This window comes from Streptomyces sp. SID12488 (assembly GCF_010548275.1).
Taxonomy (GTDB): Bacteria; Actinomycetota; Actinomycetes; order Streptomycetales; family Streptomycetaceae; genus Streptomyces.
The window spans coordinates 1-15,262 of sequence record NZ_JAAGLT010000028.1; the positions used below are offsets into that span (position 1 = coordinate 1).

Sequence of the window (15,262 nt, forward strand, 5' to 3'; positions counted from 1 at the left end):
CCCCCTCGGCGAGTTGTGGTACCTCAAAGAACTCGCCGGCTGGCTGCGCGAACACCACCGCAGCCGCTTCCTCCTCACCGCACCCCCACTCAACCTCCCCGGCACCCAAGGCAGCCCCCTCACACCGGTGGCCACCGTCTGACACGGACCGAGTGAAGGAGGGGCCCCAGGACTTGAAATTGGTCCTGGGGCCCCTCCTTCGTCCGTCCTCCGGTGCGGTCAGACCGCCGCGATCCGTCGCAGCGTCTCGGCGATCGTGTCCTGCGACGGCAGCCACACCCGCTCCAACGAGGGCGCGTACGGCGCCGGCACATGCGGCGGGGCCACGCGTGTCACCGGAGCGTCCAGGTGCCAGAACCCCTCGTCCACTGCGAGCGCGGCCAGTTCGGCTCCGACGCCGAAGTCCCGTACGGCCTCGTGGGCGATGACCAGGCGGTTGGTCTTGGCGAGGGAGGCGAGCACGGTCTCCCGGTCCAGCGGGGCGACCGTACGCAGATCGATCACCTCCACGCTCACTCCCTCGGCGGCCAGCGCATCCGCGGCGGCCAGGCAGTCCTGGACCATCCGTGACCAGGAGACCAGGGTGATGTCGGTGCCCTCGCGGATCACCTTGGCCTTGCCCAGCGGGATCAGGTGGTCGGCCGGCGGGCGCGGGCCCTTGAGGCCGTACTGGAGACGGTTCTCCACGAAGACCACCGGGTTCGGGTCCTGGATGGCGGCGCGCAGGAGGCCGTACGTGTCGGCCGGGTTGGACGGCATGACCACCGTCAGGCCGGGGATGTGGGCGAGCAGCGCCTCCAGGCTCTGCGAGTGCTGGCTGCCCGAGGAGCGGCCCGCGCCGAACTGGGTGCGGACGACGAGCGGCATGGAGGCCCGGCCGCCGGTCATGAAGCGCAACTTGGCTGCCTGGTTGAGCAGCATGTCGAGGGCGACGCCGATGAAGTCCATGTACATGATCTCGACCACCGGCTTCATCCCGGCCATGGCCGCCCCGACCGCCGTCCCGAGGATGGCACTCTCGCTGATCGGCGTGTCACGGACCCGGCCGGGGAAGGCGTCGGCCAGGCCTCGGGTGAGGCCGAAGACGTTGCCGCCCGCGCCGATGTCGATCCCGGCGAGGAACACGTCGGGGTCGGCGGTGAGTTCGTGTTCCAGGGCGAGGCGTACGGCATCCATCGAGCGGAAGACCTCGCCGTCGGCGGGGGCCGGCTCGGGGATCGTGGAGCGCGGCGCCGAGACGAAGTCGTACAGGGTCTCGGGGGCCGGCTCGGGCAGGCTCCTGGCCCACTCCACGGCCGCCTCGATCTCCTTGTCGATCTCCTCGTCGACGGCGTCGGCCAGTACGGCCGGGACGCCGGCCGCCGCCAGGTGGCGGCGGGCGACCAGCAGCGGGTCGCGCTCCTTGGCGGCGGCGACCTCCTCGGCGCTGCGGTAACGCTCGGGGTCCCCCTCGTAGTGGCCGTGCCAGCGATAGGTCTCGGCCTCCACGAGGACGGGCCCCGCGCCGCCGCGCAGGCGTTCCACCACGTCGTTCATCAGCGCCGCCACCGCGAGGACGTCGTTGCCGTCGACATGCGCGTAGTCGATGCCGTACCCGGCGGCGCGGGCGGAGAGCGGGGCGCGGTGCTGTTCGGACGCGGGCGAGAACTCGGAGTAGTGGTTGTTCTCGCAGAGGAAGACGACGGGCAGGTCCCAAACGGCGGCCAGGTTGACGGCCTCGTGGAACATGCCCTGGGCGACCGCGCCGTCCCCGAAGAACGCCACGACCACGTCTCCCGCGGCGCGCAGCTTGGCCGCGGTGGCCACCCCGGTGGCGATCGGCAGGCCGGCGCCGACGATGCCGTTGGCGCCGTAGATGCCGAGGCCCGGGTCGGCGATGTGCATCGAGCCGCCGCGGCCGTGACAGGTCCCGGCCTCCTTGCCCATCAGCTCGGCCATCATGGACGCCGTGTCGAGGCCCTTGGCCAGGACGTGGCCGTGCCCCCGATGGGTGGAGGTGATTCCGTCGCCGGCGCGCAGCGGCCAGCAGGCGCCCACCGCACTGGCCTCCTGGCCGATCGACAGGTGCAGGAAGCCGGGGATCTCCGTCGCCTTGTACAGGACGGACGCCCGCTCCTCGAAGCGCCGGATGCGTCGCATGCGGCGGTACATTTCCAGGAGCTGTTCCGCGTGCGCGGAGCCGGTGGAAACGGCGGAACCGGTCGTTGTCTGGTGGGGTGCCTCGGTCGTCATGCGCGTCCTCGCAATGATCGCGCGGGCGGTACAAGGCCGCGCCGCCGGAGTCCATCTTTTAATGTACCGTCTGGTCTAGCAAACTGGTCAAGCACAATAGAACGAGGTCCCGGACCCGCTTCCCCCCGGATGTGCCACCGGCCGTCCGGACGCGGGCCCGAGGCCATGTCTCATCGGCACGTCGAAATGTCGACACATCAGGCGGGGAGAACCACATGCCACGACCACCGGGCCATGGGCCGGACTACGAGGTCCGACGCCAGAAGATCATCGACACCGCGGCGACCCTCTTCGCCCGTTACGGCTACGCGGCGACGTCCATCAACGAACTGGGCCGTGCGGTCGGGCTCGCCAAGGGCGCGCTGTACTACTACATCGGGTCCAAGGAGAACCTGCTGATCGAGATCCAGTCGCGGGTGATGGGTCCGCTGCTGTCCCGTGCCCGGGAGATCGCCGGCCTCGACGCGGACCCGCTGGTGCGGCTGCGGCTGCTGTCGGAGTCGCTGCTGACGATCATCTTCCGCAGACTCGACCACATCTGGGTCTACGAGCACGACTACCGCAGCCTCACCGGCGACTACCTCGACACGCTGCTCGGCCAGCGCGCGGAGTTCGAGCAACTGGTCCGGGGACTGCTCACGGAGGCCGTGGAGCAGGGCACCTTCCGCGCGGTCGAACCGCACCTGGCCACCCTGCAGTTCCTGAATCTGCACAACCACACCTACCAATGGGTGAAGCCGGACGGCGACTGGGACGCCTCGTACCTGTCCAGCGAGTACTGCGACACCCTGCTGCGGGGGTTCGGAGCACCCGGCGCCGCCCTGCCGGACGTGGAGCAGGAGGCCGCGGCCTTCAAGCGCGACCGGCCGGACCTGCCGCTCGACCCCGAGGCCGTGTGGCAGCCGGCCGCCCTGGCGAGCTGAGCCGGCCTGTACCACCAGCACGACCGACACGGCCGGTTCAGCCGGTACAGGGGCCCGCGGCACGCGCCGCGGGCTTCTTCGTGTCCCGCACCGGCCTGCTCGTGCCATGCTCGCCCGTGTCACGCCTGCTTCAGCAACGCCCGGGCTATGACGTCGCGTTGGATCTCGTTCGTGCCCTCGCCGATCTCCAGGATCTTGGCGTCGGCATAGAACCGCGAGATCTCCGACTCCCGCACATAGCCGTATCCGCCGTGGATCTGCACCGCCTGGGATGCCGCACGGTTGGCCACCTCGGAGGCGTACAGCTTGGCCATGGCGGCCTCCGTGCCGTACGGGCGCCCCTGGTCGGCGAGCCAGGCGGCGCGGTAGACCATCCAGCGGGCGGCCTGGAACTCCGTACCGATGTCGGCGATCTTGTGAGCGACCGCCTGGAAGGCCGACAGCGGGCGGCCGAACTGGTGGCGTTCCGTGGCGTGTTTGACAGCCAGTGCGAGCGCCGCCCTGGTCAGCGACAGACCCAGCGCGGCCACACTGACACGGCCCTTGTCGAGGACGGCGAGGAACTGGCGCAGCCCGTTGCCCTCTTCGCCGATCAGATGGTCCTCGGCGATCCAGCAGTCCTCGAAGACCAGTTCCCGGGTGTCCATGGCGTGCCAGCCGAGCTTCTTCAGCTTGGCGCCGCAGCTGTAACCGGGCGTCCCGGTCGGGACGTAGAAGGTGGCGAACCGTTTCCGCCCGTCCTCGCCCTTGCCGGTCGTGGCCAGCAGGGTGACGCCCTGGCTGATGTCGGTACCGGCGTTGGTGATGAACATCTTGGTGCCGTTGATCAGCCAGCCCCCGTCCGCCCGGCGGGCCGTGGTGGTGATGCCGGCCGCGTCGGACCCGGCACCGGGCTCGGTCAGGCCGAACGCCCCGATGGCCTCGCCCCTGGCCAGCGGGGCCAGCCAGCGCTGCTTCTGCGTCTCGGTGCCGTAGGTCAGGAGCGGCAGCGTGGCGATGGTCGAGTGCGCGTTCCAGGAGGAGGCGACCGACTGGTCGGCCGCGCCGAGTTCCTCCATGACCGCGACGTAGGAGACCATGTCGGAGCCCGCGCCGCCGTACTCCTCGGGCACGAGCATGCCCATCAGGCCGAGTTCGCCGAGCTTGGTGAAGATCTTGGTCGGGAACGTCTCGGTCTCGGACCACTGCGCGGCGTTCGGAGCGATCTCCTTCGCCGCGAACTCGCGGACCATCTCCTGGAGGTCCCGGGTCTCCTCCGGCAGGTCGAAATCCATGTCACAGTCCCTTCGGAGTCAGCAGCACCTTGAGGTGCCTGGCCCGGTCGGCGGCCAGGTCCGCGAAGACCCCGGCTCCGTCCGCGAGCGCGAAACGCCCGGTGACCAGAGCGGAGGCGTCCAGGCGCCCGGTGCTCATCAGGTCGATCACGCGGGGGATGTCGAAGTTGTAGCCGAGGGTGCCGACCACGGAGCGCTCGTAGAAGACGAGTTGCCCCATGTCGAACTCGACGCTGCCGTGCCCGACACCGGCCAGCACGACCCGTCCGCCGCGCCGCACCGTGGCGACGGCCTGGCCGGCGAGCGCGGGCACACCGGTCGCGTCGATGACGACGTCGGGGCCGATGCGTCCGGTCTTCAGGAACACCTCGCGGCGTACGTCCGTCTCGCGCGGGTCGAACGCCTCGGTGACCCCGAGGCCGAGCAGCAACTCGCGGCGCCCTGCGAGGGGTTCGCTCACATAGAGCCCGGCGGCACCCGCGATACGGGCCGCGAGGACCACGGCGACGCCGATCGGGCCGCCGCCGACGACCAGGACGTTGTCGCCCGGCCGTACTCCCGCCCGGGTGACTGCGTGCAGGCCCACGGCGAGGGGTTCGGCGACGGCCGCCATCTCGTCGCTGACGTTGTCGGGCAGCCGGGTCAGCCCGCCGAGCGGCACGGTGACGCGGTCGGCGAAGGCACCGGGTGAGGCGAGGCCGACGGAGCCGCTCCTGGGGCAGATGTGGTACTCGCCCCGTGTGCACCAGAAGCAGACACCGCAGCTCCAGACGGGGTCGGCGGTCACCCGGTCGCCAATCGCGATGCCAAGTGTCTCGGTGCCCAACGCGACCACTGTGCCGCTGAGTTCGTGGCCGAGGGCGAGCGGTGGGGCGGCGCCGGTGAGGGGGTGTGCGCTGTCGCGGATCATGTGGGGGCCTTCGAGAAACTCGTGCAGGTCCGTGCCGCAGACTCCGCACCAGCTCACTTCCACGACGGCCTCGTTGGGTGCGGGGTCGGGAAGATCCGGGACCTCCTCCAGGCGCAGGTCTCGGGCGCCGTGCCAGCGCAGGGCCTTCATGCTTTCCCTCCTTTCGTGTCGTGGTGGTCGGTGCGGTGCGTTGCACGCTGCGGGCCTGTGGGGGCTGGTCGCGCACACGCGGCGGAGCCGCAAATCGATACAGCCCCGCGCCCCTCGGGCGGCGCCCTTACGGGGCGCCTTGCCCGGGGTTCTCGAAGTGGGCCTTGCCCGGGCCGTGCTCCAGGAACGACCGGAGGCCCGTCGTCGCGTCCTGTGTGCCGAACACCCCGGTGAACAGGGAGCGTTCGAGGGCGAGGCCGGCGGACATGGAGGTGTCGGTGCCGTGGTTGACGGCCTCCTTGATGGCCTCCAGGGCTGCCGCCGGGCCCTCGGCGAGGCGGTGGGCATAGCGGAGGGCGGAGGCGTGTACCTCAGGCGCCGGGACCACCTCGTCCACCAGGCCCAGCCCGAGTGCCTCGGTCGCGTCCACCCGGCGGCCGGTCATCAGCAGGTTCTTGGCGCGGGACGGGCCGATCAGGCGGGTCAGCCGCTGGGTGCCGCCCGAGCCGGGGATGATTCCGAGCAGAACCTCGGGCTGGCCGAGGAGCGCGTCGTCGGCCGCGATGCGGTAGTCGGCGGCGAGGGCCAGTTCGAGGCCGCCGCCGAGCGCGTACCCGGTGATCGCCGCGACGACCGGCATGGGCAGCTGGGCCACCTCGTCGAAGGTGCGCTGCAGGGCCCGGTTCCAGCCCCGGACCTCCTCGATGCCCATCGCCGCGAGCGCCTTGACGTCCGCACCGGCGGCGAACAGCCGCTCACCGCCGTAGAGCACGACGGCCCGTACCCGGGGTGAGTCGGCCAGTTCGCGTACGCGGGTGGCGAGTTCGTCGCGCTGGGCTGTGTCGAAGGCGTTCATCGGCGGGTGGTCGAGGCGGACCGTGACAACGGGTCCGTCGGTGTCGAGACGGATACGCGGCACCAGGGCCTCCTCATCGGGGGAAACAAGGCGAACTCACCGGCGCGCAGATGGTTGTCGATGGGTTCGTGTCGTCGTACAGTTCGGCCAACAAGTTTTATAGACCAAGAGGTACACTAAATCATGGTAGCGGGCAACCAACCGGCCGGAACCCGCCTTTCCGTATGAGCGGTGGCAAGAAGCATTCGCCGTGCAGACACAGAGCGAGAGAGACCCGTGCACAATTTCGCGAGCATCCTCGATTACCACCTGACCCAGCGGCCCGAAGCCGTGGCCGTCACACAGGAGGACCGCCGCCTGACGGTGCGCGAGCTCCATGACCGGGTCAACCGGCTGGCCGCGGGCCTGACGGAGCTGGGCGTCCGGCGCGGCGACGTCGTCGGGCTGCTGCTCTACAACCGGCCGGAGTTCCTGGAACTCGTCTATGCGGCCAACCGCGTCGGGGCGGTCTTCCTCCCGCTGAACTACCGCCTGTCCGAGGAGGAATGGGCGTACATTCTGGGCCACTCCCAGGCGAAGGCGATCGTCACCGAACCGGAGTTCGTTCGGGCGGCCGACCGGATCGCCGGGAAACTCGACGGTCTGGAGCAGCGCATCCTGGTGGACGGGGAAGCGGAATCGGACGAGTGGACCAATTACGAGGCGCTGCTCGACCGGCACGAGGGCGCCCGGGTGGACCCGGTCGAGGTCGGGCCGGACGACCTCCAGCGGCTGATGTACACCTCGGGCACCACTTCACGCCCCAAGGGTGTGCGCATCACGTACGGCAATCTGCACGCGAAGAACGTGTCCCAGATCGTCCACTTCGGCCTCACCGCGGCGGACACCACACTCGTGGCCGGGCCGCTCTACCACGTCGGCGGCCTGGACATGCCCGCCCTTCCCGTGCTGTACGCGGGCGGCGGTGTGGTCCTCCAACGCAAGTTCGACGCGCCGGGTGTGCTGCGGGCCATCGAGGAGCACAAGGTCACCAACGCGTGGCTGGCGCCTGTGATGGTCAACGCCGTCCTGGAGGTGCCGGACCGGGACTCGTACGACACCACCTCGATGCGCTTCATCGTGGGCGGCGGCGAGAAGACCCCCGAACCGGTGCTGCGGCGCATCATGAACGCGTTCCCGAACGCCTGGTTCGCCGACGCGTACGGCCTGACCGAGACGGTCTCGGGCGACACCTTCCTCGACCGCGAGCACGCCCTGTCCAAACTGGGCTCGGTCGGCCGGCCCGTACCGCACACCCGGATCCGGATCGTCGACGACACCGACAAGGAGGCCCCGGCGGGCGAGCTCGGCGAGATCACGCTGCGCGGCCCGAAGGTCTTCGCGGGCTACTGGCGCGACGAGAAGGCGACGGCCGCGGCCCTGCGGGACGGCTGGTTCCACACCGGCGACATCGGACACGTCGACGAGGAGGGCTTCCTCTACATCGACGACCGCAAGAAGGACATGATCGTCTCCGGCGGCGAGAACATCGCCACCCCCGAGGTCGAACGGGTCCTGTACGAGCACCCGGCCGTCCTGGAGGCGGCGGTCGTCGGCCTGACCCACCCGCGCTGGGGCGAGGTCCCGCGCGCCTTCGTGGTGTTCCGGCCGGGCACCGAAGCCGGCGTCGACGAGCTGCGGGAGTTCTGTCACGGACGCCTGGCGAAGTTCAAGGTGCCGGCCCGCTTCGACGTCGTCGACGAACTCCCCCGCACCCCCTCGGGCAAGGTTCTCAAGCGGACGTTGCGCGACATCCCCGCGGAGAGCTGACCATGGCCGGCGTCAACACCGACCTGCGCCTCGACGGCCGTACCGCCTGGGTGACCGGTGCCGGGAAGGGGCTCGGCCGGGCCATCGCGGTCGCCCTGGCCCAGGCCGGGGCGAACGTGGCGGTGACGGCCCGTACGGCGGCAAGGCACTGGCGCTGCCTGGGCCCGTCGCCGACTCCGCCGCCGTACGTTCCCTGATGGAGGGCGTCGTCGAGTGGGCGGGCCGGCTCGACGTGGTGATCAACTGCGCCGGGGTCAGTCCGCACTTCAGCCGGAGCGAGCGGGTCACCGACGAGGACCGGCAGCGCGTGATCGCCGTCAACCTCCAGGGCACCTTCCACTGCTGCCGTGAGGCCGGGCGGGTCAGGCCGGAGCAGGGCTCCGGGGCGATCGCCAACATCTCCTCGGTGCACGCGAGCACGGGGTTCGAGTTCGAGCGGATCGCCGCGTACGCCGCCGGCAAGGGTGGGGTCGAGACGCTCACCAAGTCGCCGGCTATGGAGTGGGCGGACCGGGGGGTGCGGGTGGCCTTGGCGGCCTGCGGTGAACCTGCCAACGGGGTTGTTCGTTGGGTGCGGGTCTGTGGGGACTTGTCGCGCCCACGCGGCGGAGCCGCAAATCGATACAGCCCCGCGCCCCTATCGGGGGCGCGTTCTGCTCAGCCGATTCCGAAGTGGTCCTCGGAGACCGCCTTTACCGCGTTCACCACCAACGGGGCCACCAGTTCCAGGGAGGAGCTGCCGTCGCCGACGACCGAGATCGCGGCGATCGGGCCTTCGGGGCCGCGGAGGGCGAGGCCTACGCAGCCGAGGTCGGGGAAACACTCTCCGCGGTCGATTGCCAGGCCGTTGCGGCGGCGCACTGTTCGGAGTTCGCTGTGCAGGTGGTCGAGGTGACCGATGCTGTGGTCGGTGCGGCGCTCGATCAGCTGTGCGTACCGCGTGTCGATCTCCTCGGGGCTCAGCCAGGCGAGCATGGCCTTGCCGAGGCCGGTGCAGTGGGCGACCGCGCGGCCCCCGACCTTCGACGGGATGTCGACCGCCGCCCGGCCTCCGATCTTGTCCAGGTAGTAGATCTCGGGCCCGTCGAGCACGGCCAGATGGACGACCATTCGGGTACGGACGGCCAGGTCGAGGAGGTGGGGCGCGGCGGCCGACCGCAGCGCGCTGTGGCCGATCTCCCGGCCGCCCAGGCCGAGCGCCCGCTGTCCCAGCGTGTATCCGGCCACCGTGTGGCGCAGCCAGTCCAGGCGGACCAGCTGGTCGAGTATCCGGTGGGTGGTGGAGCGCGGGAGATGGGTCCGGCGCGAGACCGTCTCGAGCGTCAGATGGGTCTGCGGACGTTCGAAAAGGTCCATGATCAGCGTCACGCGCTCCATCATCGACGGAGGCAGTACCTGCCCGACGACCTCGGAGGGTCGCGAGTCCAGGCGAAGGGCAGACGTCATCGTCGGTGCCTCTCTGCTCAAACTGAAATCAATTCTAGTTCGGCTTCGGCGTCAAGGTACCAATGCCATGGGCCGTAGAGAAAGAGTCGTGCACCGACTAATTGGGGCGGTCGGTCTAATAATCCGGGGACGCAAAAAAGTACCGCTCCCCGGAAGACTGCTTCCGGGGAGCGGTACGACGGCCGGCGTCAGCTCCGGGTGAGGTCCAGGGCGATGTCCACGATCATGTCCTCCTGGCCGCCGACGAGCCCGCGCCTGCCGACCTCCAGGAGGATCGTGCGGGCGTCGAGGCCGTAGCGCTCCGCCGCCGCCTCGGCATGGCGCAGGAAACTGGAGTAGGCGCCGGCGTAGCCGAGGGTCAGGGTCTCCCGATCCACGCGCACCGGTCGGTCCTGGAGCGGGCGGACCAGGTCCTCGGCGGCGTCCTGGAGGGCGAACAGGTCGCAGTCGTGCTTCCAGCCCTGGAGGTTGGCGACGGCTATGAACGGCTCGATCGGGCAGTTGCCCGCGCCTGCGCCCTGTCCGGCGAGCGACGCGTCGACCCGGGCCACCCCCTCCTCGACGGCCACCACCGAGTTGGCCACCGAGAGGGACAGGTTCTCGTGCGCGTGGATGCCGATCTGGGTCTCCGGATCGAGGACGTCCCGGTAGGCACGGATCCGGTCGCGCACCCCGTCCATGGTCAGCCGGCCGCCGGAGTCGGTGACGTACACGCAGTGCGCGCCGTACGACTCCATCAGCTTCGCCTGCCCGGCGAGGACCTCCGGGGACGCCATGTGGGCCATCATCAGGAACCCGGAGACGTCCATGCCGAGTTCGCGGGCGGTGGAGATGTGCTGGGCGGCGACGTCCGCCTCCGTGCAGTGCGTGGCGATGCGCACCGAGCGGACCCCGAGGGCGTAGGCCCGCTTGAGTTCGACGATCGTGCCGATACCGGGCAGCAGGAGAGAGGTGAGGGTGGCGCGCTCGATCACGTCCGCCGCCGCCTCGATCCACTCCCAGTCGGTGTTGCTGCCCGGCCCGTAGTTGAGGCTGCCGCCGGCCAGACCGTCGCCGTGGGCGACCTCGATGGCGTCCACGCCCGCCTGGTCGAGGGCCTTGGAGATCTTCGCGACGAACTCGGGGGTGATCCGGTGCCGGATGGCGTGCATCCCGTCCCGGAGGGTGACGTCCTGGACGTAGAGCCTGGGGGTGGCGGTCACTTGGTCACCTCGGTGGTCGCCTCGTTGGTCGCGTCGTTGGTCGCGTCGGAGGAGAATCGCTGGGCGATGCGCTCGGCGACGCGCAGGGCGGCCGAGGTCATGATGTCGAGGTTGCCGGCGTAGGCGGGCAAGTAGTGGGCGGCGCCCTCCACTTCGAGGAACACGGAAACCTTCGTGGTCACCTCGGAGGGGTCGCCGGTGAAGAGCGTGTGCACCGGGTCGCCCTCGGGGACCGGCGTGAACTGGACCTGCTGCTTGAGCCGGTAGCCCGGCACGTACTCGGCTACCGCCGCGACCATCTCCTCGACGGAGGTACGGATCGCCTCATGGTCGGCGTCGCCGATCAGGCAGTACACCGTGTCCCGCATGATCAGGGGCGGTTCGGCCGGGTTCAGCACGATGATCGCCTTGCCGCGCCGGGCGCCGCCCACCTTCTCGATCGCCCCGGACGTCGTCTCGGTGAACTCGTCGATGTTGGCCCGGGTGCCGGGCCCGGCCGACTTCGAGGCGATCGAGGCGACGATCTCGGCGTAGGGCACGGGAGTGACGCGGCTGACCGCGTGGACGATCGGGATCGTCGCCTGGCCGCCGCAGGTGACCATGTTCAGGTTGTCGACAGCGTTGTCGGCGGCATCGGCGTTCGCGAGGTGCTCGTCCAGGTTCACCGGTGGCACCACGAACGGGCCGATGGCCGCAGGGGTGAGGTCGACAAGGCGTTTGCCGTACGGGGCGAGCTTCTTGGCGTTCTCGACGTGGGCCTTCGCCGACGTGGCGTCGAAGACGATGCCGATCTCGTCGAAGCCGTCCATACGGATCAGTCCGTCCACGCCCTCGTGCGTGGTGGGGACCTTCAGACGGGCGGCGCGCGCCAGTCCGTCCGAGTCCGGGTCGATGCCCACCATCGCGGCCATCTCCAGGGTGTCGGACAGGCGCAGCACCTTGATCATCAGGTCGGTGCCGATGTTGCCGGAGCCGATAACGGCCACCTTGGTCTTCGTCATCCGTCTTCCTCAAGTCCCTTGGTGGAGAAGGTCGCTGTCACCGTGCCCAGGCCCGACATCTCGGCCCGTACTGTGCTGCCCGGCGGGGTGGGGACGAGTGGGCCCAGGGCACCCGAGAGCACGACCTGGCCGGCGCGCAGCGGGTCGCCGAACTCCCGGGCGGTACGCGCCAGCCACAGCAGCGCGGCGAGGGGGTCGCCGAGGCAGGCGGCTCCGGTGCCCTCGGACGCGAGCTCGCCGTCGGCGTACAACCGCATGGTGACGTCCCGGGGTTCGAACTCCTTGAGGCCGACTCGCTCGCCGCCGAGGACGAACAGGCCGCTGGAGGCGTTGTCGGCGACCGTGTCCGTGATCGCGATGTCCCAGTCGGCGACCCGGCTGTCCACGATCTCCAGCGCGGCCACGGCGTGTCCGACCGCCGCGCGGACCCGTTCCAGGTCGAGGTCGTCGTCGTCCAGGTCGGCGGCGAGCACGAAGGCGATCTCCGCCTCGACCCTGGGCTGCAGCAGCCGCTCACTGGGGACCTCCGGGAGCCCGGAGACGTCCATGTCGTCCAGCAGGACCCCGAAGTCGGGCCGGTCGACGCCGACTTGGCGCTGGACGGACTCGTTCGTGAGCCCGATCTTGCGGCCGACGACCCGAGCTCCGGCGGTGATCCGGTCGCCGATGACGCGTTGCTGAACGGCGTAGGCGAGGCCGATGTCGCTCGTGCCGAGCAGGTCCCGTACGGGTGCGCACGGCTTGTGGTCCCGGGCCGCGCCGGCCAGTCGCGCGGCCGCCTCGGCGACGACGGCCGCGCGCTGCGCGACGGCCGTCGGTTCCCCAATGTCTGTCATTCGCATCCTCAGCTCGTACCGGTTCTCCAGCCTGAGCGGCCCCGGCGCGTGGCAGGCACTGACGTTCCGCTGAGCGGGACTGGGGTGTCGACCGGGCGGCGTCTCGCTGAGCGAGATGGCCGAACAGCGGGGCGGCGGCGGCTCGTTACCGTCGTCCGGCGCACTGCTGAACGGCTGGTGGCGCGAGGCTGTCAACCACCTCCGTCCGACGTCCCCCACCTGTGGTCGCAGTCCCCCCACGCACCCCCACGCACCCCCACCAAGAACGTCGGCATTCATGAGGAGGTCATCGTGAGCATCAACGAAGATGTCTACGACGTGGTCGTCGTAGGGTCCGGCGGAGGTCTGGTCGGGGCGTACGTGGCTGCTTCGCGCGGCCTGCGCACGCTCGTCATCGAGAAGACCGACCGGGTGGGCGGCACCACCGCCTACTCCGGTGCCGGGCTCTGGTTCCCGGGCTCCGCACCGCTGCGACGGGCCGGCGTCGACGACGGGGTCGAGGGCTCCCGGACGTATCTGCGCACCATCGTCGACGACCGTTCCCGGGAGAAGCGTCAGGACGCCTACCTGCGGGCGGGCGCCCAGCTGATCGACGAGCTGGAGCAGAACGAGTGGTTCCGGTCGTTCGTGTACGCGCCCGTGCCGGAGTACTACGCGGACGCCCCCGGCGCCTCCCCCGCCGGGCACACCATCTTCCCGCCGGAGATTCCCGCGGCCGAACTCGGCGAGCACGCCCGGCTCGTGCGCGAGCCCGTCTCGATGGAGCGGTGGGGCGTCGACCAGGGCCCCGTGCTCAATGGTGGCCGCGCGCTGATCGGCAGGGCGCTGGCCGCGTTCCTGGAGACCGGCAACGGCACGCTCCGGCTCGACACCGCGCTGGAGAGTCTGATCGTCGAGGACGGCAGGGTCGTCGGCGTGAACGCCGTCAGCGACGGCGAGCCCGTCCGGATCCGAGCCTCGCGGGGCGTGATCCTCGCCGCCGGCGGCTTCGAGCGGGACCCCGAACTGCGCAGGAAGCACCAGCCGCCGCTCACCGGCGAGTGGTCACACGGCGCGCCGGGCAACACCGGCGACGCCCTGCTGGCCGGCATGGCGGTCGGTGCCGCCACCGACCTGCTCGACGAGGCCTGGCTCGTGCCGGGCCTGGTGTGGCCGGACGGGCTGCCCGCCTTCCACACGGGCACGCGGGGCGGGATCTGGGTCAACGCCGCAGGTGAGCGCTTCATGAACGAGACCCGCCCGTACGACCAGGCCGGGCACGAGATCCTCCGGCTGCACACGACGACAGGGGTCTCGCACATCCCCGCCCACTGGATCATCGACCAGCGCCAGCTCGACCGGGACAGCTTCGGCGGCCCGGCCGACGAGCCGGTGCGCCCCGAGTGGTTCGAGTCGGGCGCGCTGAAGAGGGCCGACTCCCTTGAGGAGGTGGCGAAGCTGATCGACGTACCGCTCGACACCCTGCGCGAGACCATCGAGGAGTTCAACGGCTACGCGCCCACCGGGGTCGACGAGAGGTTCCATCGCGGAGAGTCGCCCTGGGACCAGATCGCCCACCATGTGCTCGGCTTCCCCGCCCTGCCCGTGCTCAACTACCCCGCGCCTCCCACGCCCGACTGGCCGAACCCGCTGCTGCTGCCGCTGGACACCCCGCCGTACTACGTCGCGACCATCCTCCCGGCCGACATCGGCACCAAGGGCGGCCTGACGACCGACGAGAACGCGCGGGTGCTGCGGCCCGACGGCAGTGCGATCGACGGGCTCTACGCGAGCGGGAACACCGCGGCGGCGATGTCCGGACGCGTGTATCCGGGTGCGGGGACTCCGATCGGTTCGAGTCTCGCCTTCTCCTACCTCGCGGTGCTCGACATCATCGCCGACGCAAGGGACTGACCACCCCACGCGGCTGTGCCCGGGCCACCTGTCGTGTCCCGGGCACAGCCGCGCCTTCGTGTCCGTACTCGTACTCGTGTCTGCGTCTGCGTCCGTGTCCGTGTTCAGGGCGCGGCGATCAGTCGTGCGGCCAGGTGCAGGTCCGCCTCCGCCTGCTCGGTGGTGATCTCCTCGGTCAGCATGGCCACGAACAGACCCCACCAGCTGTAGACGAGCAGCCGCACCCTGCTGCGCGCGGTCTCCGCATCCGCGCGGCAACCGAGCAGGTACAGGAGGCGCTGTCCCAGGGCCCTTTCGACGATGTCGAACCGGGTCGGGACGACGCTCGCGTACTCCGTGAACGACGACAACGCCACGGCCGCCGCCAGCAGGGGGCTGGCCAGCAGCTTCCCGCTCAGCGTGACGAGCGTCCGCGCCACCTCCGTCGCCGGGTCGTTCCCGTCGGCGGCGGGAGGAGTGGCATCCCGGCACCCGAGGAACTGCTCGATGTGCCATTCGAGGACGGACAGGAACAGATACGGCTTGGACGGGAAGTAGCGGTACAGCGTGGCGATCGCGACGCCGGCCTCCCTGGCCACGTCCTGCATCTGCACCCGGGCGAGCCCCTCGCGGGCGCCGAGTTCGGAGGCGGCGCGCAGGATGCGTACCTGGCGGGCGGCCTGGCGGCTCGACACGGGAGCGGCGGGTTGCCGTACCTCTGCGGGTCTCGCCACGTCGTCGGCCCCCCAGG

At 70.4% G+C, this 15,262-nt stretch carries 12 protein-coding genes and 1 pseudogene; 4 read left to right on the forward strand and 9 right to left on the reverse strand.

The genetic code is table 11. The annotated features are described in order from the left end of the window. Positions 1-219 precede the first annotated feature (219 nt). The gene (locus G3I56_RS32495) at positions 220-2,232 is read right to left on the reverse strand and encodes a dehydrogenase E1 component subunit alpha/beta (protein ID WP_203691174.1); all 2,013 of its coding nucleotides are present in this window, start codon (positions 2,230-2,232) and stop codon (positions 220-222) included. Between the two features lie 215 nt (positions 2,233-2,447). On the opposite strand from G3I56_RS32495, the gene G3I56_RS32500 reads away from it, so the two are divergent. After that, positions 2,448-3,155: a TetR/AcrR family transcriptional regulator gene (locus G3I56_RS32500; RefSeq protein WP_164415294.1), complete on the forward strand. Its 708-nt coding sequence runs from the start codon at positions 2,448-2,450 to the stop codon at positions 3,153-3,155. A gap of 119 nt (positions 3,156-3,274) precedes the next feature. On the opposite strand, the gene G3I56_RS32505 is transcribed toward G3I56_RS32500, so the two are convergent. The 3 genes from G3I56_RS32505 to G3I56_RS32515 form a co-directional block, all read right to left on the reverse strand. Further along, on the reverse strand, positions 3,275-4,429 hold the full coding sequence (locus G3I56_RS32505) for an acyl-CoA dehydrogenase family protein (RefSeq protein WP_164415296.1): 1,155 nt from the start codon (positions 4,427-4,429) through the stop codon (positions 3,275-3,277). Between the two features lies 1 nt (position 4,430). Beyond that, positions 4,431-5,489 (reverse strand): alcohol dehydrogenase catalytic domain-containing protein, encoded by a 1,059-nt coding sequence (locus tag G3I56_RS32510; protein ID WP_164415298.1) that lies wholly within the window; start codon positions 5,487-5,489, stop codon positions 4,431-4,433. A 127-nt stretch (positions 5,490-5,616) separates the two neighbouring features. Continuing rightward, complete coding sequence (locus G3I56_RS32515; RefSeq protein ID WP_164415300.1) at positions 5,617-6,408, reverse strand: enoyl-CoA hydratase-related protein; 792 nt, start codon at positions 6,406-6,408, stop codon at positions 5,617-5,619. Positions 6,409-6,621: 213 nt separating this feature from the next. Here G3I56_RS32515 and G3I56_RS32520 point away from each other — a divergent pair, with 213 nt between their 5' ends. After that, complete coding sequence (locus tag G3I56_RS32520) at positions 6,622-8,154, forward strand: long-chain fatty acid--CoA ligase (RefSeq protein ID WP_164415302.1); 1,533 nt, start codon at positions 6,622-6,624, stop codon at positions 8,152-8,154. Positions 8,155-8,156: 2 nt separating this feature from the next. Beyond that, a pseudogene (locus G3I56_RS32525) lies at positions 8,157-8,638 on the forward strand (SDR family oxidoreductase); the annotation flags it as partial. A 173-nt stretch (positions 8,639-8,811) separates the two neighbouring features. On the opposite strand, the gene G3I56_RS32530 reads toward G3I56_RS32525, so the two are convergent. From G3I56_RS32530 to G3I56_RS32545, 4 genes are all read right to left on the reverse strand, one after another. After that, the gene (locus G3I56_RS32530; protein WP_203691198.1) at positions 8,812-9,534 is read right to left on the reverse strand and encodes an IclR family transcriptional regulator; all 723 of its coding nucleotides are present in this window, start codon (positions 9,532-9,534) and stop codon (positions 8,812-8,814) included. A 254-nt stretch (positions 9,535-9,788) separates the two neighbouring features. Next, a complete protein-coding gene (gene dmpG, locus G3I56_RS32535) occupies positions 9,789-10,802 on the reverse strand; it encodes a 4-hydroxy-2-oxovalerate aldolase (RefSeq protein ID WP_164415306.1) in 1,014 nt (337 codons plus the stop codon). Further along, positions 10,799-11,803: an acetaldehyde dehydrogenase (acetylating) gene (locus G3I56_RS32540; protein WP_164415308.1), complete on the reverse strand. Its 1,005-nt coding sequence runs from the start codon at positions 11,801-11,803 to the stop codon at positions 10,799-10,801. Before G3I56_RS32540 ends, dmpG begins: the two co-directional genes overlap by 4 nt. Beyond that, positions 11,800-12,639, reverse strand: coding sequence for a fumarylacetoacetate hydrolase family protein (locus tag G3I56_RS32545; RefSeq protein ID WP_164415310.1), 840 nt, complete (start codon positions 12,637-12,639; stop codon positions 11,800-11,802). Before G3I56_RS32545 ends, G3I56_RS32540 begins: the two co-directional genes overlap by 4 nt. A 291-nt stretch (positions 12,640-12,930) precedes the next feature. On the opposite strand from G3I56_RS32545, the gene G3I56_RS32550 reads away from it, so the two are divergent. Further along, positions 12,931-14,532, forward strand: a complete 1,602-nt coding sequence (locus tag G3I56_RS32550; protein ID WP_164415312.1) for an FAD-dependent oxidoreductase — start codon at positions 12,931-12,933, stop codon at positions 14,530-14,532. A 104-nt stretch (positions 14,533-14,636) separates the two neighbouring features. On the opposite strand, the gene G3I56_RS32555 is transcribed toward G3I56_RS32550, so the two are convergent. Beyond that, on the reverse strand, positions 14,637-15,245 hold the full coding sequence (locus G3I56_RS32555) for a helix-turn-helix domain-containing protein (protein WP_343240112.1): 609 nt from the start codon (positions 15,243-15,245) through the stop codon (positions 14,637-14,639). Between the last annotated feature and the right edge of the window lie 17 nt (positions 15,246-15,262).